We start from the raw sequence: 3,906 nt of genomic DNA on the forward strand, positions 1-3,906 counted from the left end.
CGGCACCGCGGTGCCGCGCCTGCTCGCCTCGGGGCCGGGGCGGGTCGGGGAGGCCCTGGGCATCGATCGCTCGCTGGGCGGGGCCTCGCTCGACGCCCCGCCGTTTCAACTGCTGCCGCCGTCGCGCCAGGCCGAGGTGCTTTGCGGGACCCGCATCGGCATCAGCAAGGCGTCGATCGCCCCTGGCGTTTTGTCGCGGCGGGCTCGCGCTTCCTCAGCAAGCCGATGAAGGGGTAGGGCCCCGCACGCGCGTGGGAGGTCTTCATTGACCCAGAAAAAACACCCCGGACGTTGCCGTCCGGGGTGAATGAGTTGCGTGTGAGGGGACTCGCACGACAACCCCTGGAACTGCCTGTCCGCGTCGCTTCAGTCGGGCGCGCCGATGCTTTCGCCTGACGACTGCTTGAAACGCGAGCGGAAGGACCTCGAGAGCGAGGGCCGCTCCCTTCAGAAGCTGTACTGCGCGGACACCGCCAGGATGTCGCTGCCGACCTTGTAGGTCCCTTGCAGCGTGCTGGCAGAAGGCGAGGTGAGATTGACGCTGGTGTCCTTGATGAAGAGGTGGGTGAAGCCGATGCTGTAGGCGAGCTGCTTGCTTGCGCGCCAGGTCGCGCCGAGCGACAACCACCTGCGGCTCACATCGGGAACGCGCACATCCCGCACGGCATCGGTGACCGGCGTCTGGTCGTAGGCGAAGCCGCCTCGGAGGGTCCAGCCGTCGTTCAGCTTGTACTCGGCTCCCACCGAGTAGAACGACGAGTCGCGGTAGCCGAAGTCCAGCGTCTGATTCGGCAGGTTCGACGCGAAGTCCAGCACGACCTTGTCGAACTTGCTCCACTCGGTACGGGAGTAGTCGGCCATCACCGTCCATTGATCGTTCAGCCGCTGGCTGAGGCTGAGCGTCCACGAGGCAGGCATCGTCAGCTCGGTATTGACGGTGGTGTTGACGAAAGTGTTCGGTGCCGCGACGGAGAGCACGGCGTTCGCGGCCGCCGGGATCGTGAAGGTGACGTCGGCGCGCTTGGCCTTGTGCTTGACCTCCGAGCGATAGGCCAGGCCGATCGTGGTGCCTTCAGCGGGACGCAGCAGCGCGCCCAGGGTATAGCCCACTTCGGTGTTGTCTCCCTTGACGTCCAGATAGCCGTCCGCGCTGGTGGGCAGGAACCCGGGGACACGGGAGGCTGCCAACTGGGCGCCGAAGTCCACCGCGTTGCGGAGCTCGACATCCAGGCGTTCGGCGAATACCGAGACCCCGAGGGACAGCGCCTCGTTGACCTTGTAGGAGCCGGACACGCCAGCGTCGATGACCTTCAGCGAGGTCTTGACGCCCTGGTAGCGGCCGACCCAGCCATCGTCGTACTCGGTCTTGAAACCAAAGGGAGCGGTCACCGAGAAACCCAGATGGATCCGGTCCGTCAACGGCGAGTGGAAGTACAGCGACGGAATCGCCGCGGTCTGTCCCGCGTCGCCGCCATTGCCGCCGGAAAGCGGGCGTCCGAGCGCATCGCGGCCTGCGCCATTGAACTTGGCCGAGTAGTTCACGACCGCCGCATCCGCCTGGAAGAGGCGCCCGTCGAGCAGGGCCATGGCGGCGGGGTTGTTCGCGATCACGGAGGCATCGCCGCCTTCGCTGATCGAGCCCGCGAAAGCCCGACCTTGACCCGCCGCGCTTTGTTCCTTCAGCTTGAAGGCCGCGGCATGGCCCAGGGTGGCACAGGCCATCCCGGTGACGAACACGAGCATCGACTGCCGGTGATTCTTGCGGAACATCATCTTCTCGGTCTCCTCTTGCAGGGCTTCCCAGCCCGTCGATTGATGGGTAGATGCGCCCGATCAGCGCATTGAATGTTGAGCGTAATATAAAACGGCGGACGACGGGTTGGGGAGCTCAGTCCAATCCGAACCGTATGATTTCCGAGAACTGCGGGCTGGTCTGCGGGACCAGCGGACCGCACTCGAATGGTTGAGGGGGCTATGCGCTACGACTCGGAACACAAACAACGCACCCGCGAGAGGGTCGTGGCCGCGGCCGCGAGGGCGGTGCGGCTGCACGGCCCCGACAACATCGGGATCGCGGCGCTGATGTCCCAGGCCGGGCTCACCCATGGCGGCTTCTATGCGCACTTCGGATCCAAGGACGAGTTGATCCAGGAGGCGATCACCTTGATGTTCGAGGAGAGCGCCAGCACCCTGGAGGAGTGCCTGGAAGGACTGTCCGCCGACGCAGGGTTGGCGGCCCTCATCGACCGCTACCTGAGCCGGGAACACCTCGAGCAGCGAGAGGCAGGGTGTCCCATGGCGGCGCTCGCCAGCGACCTGCCGCGCATGTCGCCCCCCGTTCGAGAGGCCTTCGAGCAAGGCGTGAAGAAGGCGTTGGAGGCCCTGGCCGCGTTGCTCCAGGAAGTCGGCTACGAACAGCCCCGGGAGCTCGCCCGCTCCGTCCAGATGGAGATGGTCGGGGCCCTCACCTTGGCGAGGGCCGTCCCGAACCCGAGCTTCGCCATGAAGGTGCTTGAGAGTTCCCGAGCCCAGATCCGCGCGCGTCTGCAGCTGCATTGACGCTCGTGCGCGTCCGGCCCGGACAACCGACGATGCGCTCACCCTGGCGGCACGCGGCGCGCAGGCCAAGTCGCGAGGTCGCAACGCCCATCCTGCAAGACATTACAGTTGCGCGCGCCCGATCTCCCACCCGCTCTGCGCCTGGCCTCGCGCAGCCATCGGGCCGCGGTCGCGCACCGAGGCGCGTCTCGGTGAATCGCTGACCTCATTCGCGGTATCGCCTCGATTGCGGAGCCTCCCAATCCTGTTTGCAATCGCCCACGTAGCCCATGTCGCAGGGCTCGATTCACAGGGAGAAAACAAGCATGCGAACTCGATTGATGGTGATCGCGCGTCATCAACTGCTGCGGGAGGCCCTGGCCTCCCTGATCCAGGAACAGGGCGGGCAGGAACTGGTGGCCCAGGCGGGCGACGGCCAGGAGGCGGTCCGGCTGGCCGTGCGGCTGCGCCCGGAAGTGGTGCTGATGGACATGGAGCTGCCCGGGCTCAATTGCGTCGACACGACGCAGCGCATCGTGGCGGCATCGCCCTCCACCCGCGTGCTCTGCCTGGCCGACGAGGAACCGCCGCATCGCATGCGCGCGGCGCTCGACGCCGGCGCCAGCGGCATCCTCGCCAAGGACAGCGGCGTGGATGAGCTGGTGCGCGCGATCGGTGCGCTCGGACGGCGCCAGTTCTACCTGAGCCCCTCATTGACCGAGGCCGCCGTCATCGCCTGCGCTCATCCGGCGACCGCGCCCAGCGCCTTCGTCCGGCTCACGCCCAAGGAGCGCGAGATCGTGCAACTGCTCGCCGAAGGGCTGTCCACCAAGCACATCGCCGCGCAGCTCGGCGTCAGCCAGAAGACGGTGGCCTCGCACCGCGAGCATGCGGTCCACAAGCTCGGACTGCGCGGCGTGGCCGACATCACCCGCTACGCCATCCGGGAGGGACTCGCCCGTCCGTGAACCCTCAGGCACCGGGCCCGTCCGGCACGCCGGGCGTGCCCGGTCCGCCCGGCGTTCCGGGAGTTCCGGGAGTTCCGGGCGCGCCGGGTTCGTCCGGCGGGGCTGCCGTGCCCGACGCTGGCGCTCCCGCCAGCAGCTCGTCCAGCATCGCCGACAGCCGTTGCCGCGCCGCGTCGTCCGGCGCGGCCGCCAGCAGCTCGCCCTGCACGCCCATCAGTTGCCGCGCCAGCGCCAGCCGCGTCTGCATCGCCGACTGCCGCGCCTCGGCCTGCGAGTGGGCCCGCGTCTGCTCGACCAGTTGGTGGCGGTCGCTGTCGAACATCGAGTCCACGGTGTCCACCAGGCGTTGCAGCACCCGGTGGGTGAGGCGCGCGGAGAAGCCGCCCAGCAGCGCCAGCAG

Annotated in this window: 4 protein-coding genes and 1 pseudogene; 3 read left to right on the forward strand and 2 right to left on the reverse strand. The window is 67.9% G+C overall.

Annotated features, from left to right (window positions below; translation table 11 throughout):
- Positions 1 to 229, forward strand: a 229-nt coding sequence (locus tag FUT87_RS25685; RefSeq protein ID WP_255512038.1) for a DNA-3-methyladenine glycosylase, incomplete at its 5' end; no start/stop codon positions are given.
- 218 nt (positions 230 to 447) lie between these two features.
- Here the strand turns inward: FUT87_RS25685 and FUT87_RS25690 are convergent.
- On the reverse strand, positions 448 to 1,773 hold the full coding sequence (locus FUT87_RS25690; RefSeq protein ID WP_221210943.1) for an outer membrane protein transport protein: 1,326 nt from the start codon (positions 1,771 to 1,773) through the stop codon (positions 448 to 450).
- 201 nt (positions 1,774 to 1,974) lie between these two features.
- Between FUT87_RS25690 and FUT87_RS25695 the strand changes: the two genes are divergently transcribed.
- Together FUT87_RS25695 and FUT87_RS25700 are read left to right on the forward strand one after the other, a co-directional pair.
- Positions 1,975 to 2,559, forward strand: a complete 585-nt coding sequence (locus FUT87_RS25695) for a TetR/AcrR family transcriptional regulator (protein ID WP_147242823.1) — start codon at positions 1,975 to 1,977, stop codon at positions 2,557 to 2,559.
- A 305-nt stretch (positions 2,560 to 2,864) separates the two neighbouring features.
- Complete coding sequence (locus FUT87_RS25700; RefSeq protein WP_186830768.1) at positions 2,865 to 3,506, forward strand: response regulator transcription factor; 642 nt, start codon at positions 2,865 to 2,867, stop codon at positions 3,504 to 3,506.
- A gap of 4 nt (positions 3,507 to 3,510) precedes the next feature.
- Here the strand turns inward: FUT87_RS25700 and FUT87_RS25705 are convergent.
- Positions 3,511 to 3,906: pseudogene (locus FUT87_RS25705) on the reverse strand (hypothetical protein); the annotation flags it as partial.

The sequence above is a fragment of the Mitsuaria sp. TWR114 genome (genome assembly GCF_007997345.1).

Coding starts and splice junctions, on each gene's coding strand:
- FUT87_RS25690 (WP_221210943.1), bottom strand. CDS start 1,773: ATGATGTTCCGCAAGAATCACCGGCAGTCGATGCTCGTGTTCGTCACC.
- FUT87_RS25695 (WP_147242823.1), top strand. CDS start 1,975: ATGCGCTACGACTCGGAACACAAACAACGCACCCGCGAGAGGGTCGTG.
- FUT87_RS25700 (WP_186830768.1), top strand. CDS start 2,865: ATGCGAACTCGATTGATGGTGATCGCGCGTCATCAACTGCTGCGGGAG.